Below are 2,362 nucleotides of genomic sequence, written 5' to 3' on the forward strand. Positions count from 1 at the left end.
ATTTTGGTGTTCCAGAGCAGTTTGAAAATTCCGAATGGGAGAAGACGACCGTTCAGTTTGATAAGCACCTGGTTGATATCGGGGACGGCCAGCGAGAACGCCGCCGGTTCATCATTGACATAGGCAATCAGCGCCAATTCCGGGTCGACAATCTGTTTCAAATCTTTGGCCATGTAAAAGAATTCATCCTCGGGCATCGGAACAAAACCCCAGTTGCGCGCCCAGGCCTGGTTATAGATGCTGTTGATCAACTTCACTTCCTCATCGAATCGCGACATCTCGACACAGCGAATCCTGATACTGTTCCGTTCCTTTATTTTTTTGACCAAATTCACCTGGCGCTCGGATATCGGAATCTCCTTGGAGATCAAAAAGGCGTTGAGATCCATCACCTTCTTGAGTCCGAATTTCTCCGCCAGCTTGGGTAGGTACGGTTTGTTGTAAGGATTCATTACGGTCGGGGGAAGATCGAACCCTTCGATAAGAAAACCGATTTCGTGGTTGGTCGAGAAATTGGTCGGCCCCCGCATTTTTTCCATCCCCTCCGACTTGAGCGTAATCATCGCCACTTTGAACAGTTTCGCGGCGACCTCAAAATCATCGATCGATTCAAAGAATCCGAAAAAGCCGACTTTCTCCTGATGAAATTCATTATGGTAAAAATTGATACAGGTGGCGATACGACCGACCACCTCGCCGTCTTTCAAGGCCAGAAATAATTTGGTCTTGGCCCCCCGGTAAAACGGGTTCTTCTTCTTATTGAAAAATTGCTTTCGCTCGGTAATTAACGGCGGCACCCAGTGGGGCTCATCCTTATAGAACTTGAAAGGAAGTTTGATAAAGGTATTCAGGAGCCTGTGGGAATCGACCTCGATGACTTCAACGCCCTGCACCATAATATCTGACTCTATGAAATCACTCTCATCTGCTTGCCGACTTTCTCAAAGACTTCGAGAACGCGGTCGAGATGGGCATCGGTATGAGTAGCGGTATATGAAGTGCGGATCAGTGCCATCCCGGGGGCAACCGCCGGCGAAATGGTCGGATTGGCAAAAACGCCGTTGTCAAAAAGGGCTTTCCAGAATCGGAATGTATCCATATCCTCGCCGATCAGCACCGGGACAATCGGGGTCTCGGAGTGACGCGTATCGAACCCGAGCCGCTTGAATTCACTCTGCATCCGGCGGGCGTTTTTCCAGAGATTGGTGCGCCGTTCCGGTTCGGTCTCAATTATATCCAAAGCGGCCAGAGCGGCGGCGGTGGCTGAGGGTGGAATTGAGGCCGAGAATATAAACTCACGGGAGAAGTGCTTGACATAATTGATTACTTTGGCATCAGAGGCGATAAATCCCCCCAGCGAGGCAAACGACTTGGAGAATGTCCCCATGGTAATATCAACACCATCGATCATATTGAAATGCTCGGCGGTGCCGCGGCCTCCTTCACCCAAGACGCCGATCGAATGGGCATCATCAATCATCACCCGCGCCCCGTATTTCCGGGCCAGGGTTGCCAGTTCGGGGAGTTTAACAATATCCCCCTCCATGGAAAAGACCCCATCGGCAACAACGAATATCCCGCCGCGGCCGCCGTTCTCGGAGACATTTCGGAGCACCCGCTCCAGATCATTCATGTCATTATGGCCATATTTGAGAACTCTGCCGAAAGAAAGCCGGCAGCCGTCAACTATGGAGGCATGATCGGCCCGGTCGATGACCAGGGTGTCACTTTTCCCGACCAGACAGGAAATGGTTCCCAGGTTGGTCTGGAAGCCGGTCGAGAAAACGATAGCCGCATCCCGCTTCATAAATTTGGCCAACCGCTCCTCAAGTTCAATATGAAGGTCCAGCGTGCCGTTAAGGAACCGGGAACCGGTGCATCCGGAACCATATTTATGGACCGCCTTCGCGGCCGCCTCTTTAACCCGGGGATCGTTAGTTAGCCCAAGGTAGTTATTGGAGCCGACCATAATGATCTTATGGCCGTCAACAATGACTTCATCTCCGGGGGCCGAAGAAACGGGATGAAAATATGGGTAAACACCGGCGGCCTTAACTTCATCGGCCGCTTTGAATTGGAAGCATTTTTCAAACAGGTCTGTTTTCTGGTTCACTTCTTTTTCCTGAGTCTCCAAGTCCAATTTCCTCTTCAGTTATCGTTAAACTGCGAAATTAAGAAAATCGCAATTTAAAGTCAAGAAAAATGATAAATGGGGGGTTCTATGGGTAATATCTTTATAAGTGTGTAAAAACGACAAGAGGTGTATCCTTAAGATTTACAAGCTGATTCAAAAGGAGACACCTAATGTCGTATAACGAGTTAGATTTTAGCAGGAGAAACATAGTCTTTGCGCTTTCGGAAG

Annotated in this window: 2 protein-coding genes; both read right to left on the reverse strand. The window is 49.4% G+C overall.

Features of this window, described 5'->3' with window-relative positions:
- The coding region (locus tag NT002_05100; GenBank protein ID MCX6828642.1) for an N-acetyltransferase at window positions 1–896 on the reverse strand (896 nt) is incomplete at its 3' end.
- An 11-nt stretch (window positions 897–907) separates the two neighbouring features.
- On the reverse strand, window positions 908–2,113 hold the full coding sequence (locus NT002_05105; protein MCX6828643.1) for a pyridoxal phosphate-dependent aminotransferase family protein: 1,206 nt from the start codon (window positions 2,111–2,113) through the stop codon (window positions 908–910).
- Between the last annotated feature and the right edge of the window lie 249 nt (window positions 2,114–2,362).

Source organism: Candidatus Zixiibacteriota bacterium (assembly GCA_026397505.1).
Lineage (GTDB): Bacteria > Zixibacteria > MSB-5A5 > GN15 > PGXB01 > JAPLUR01.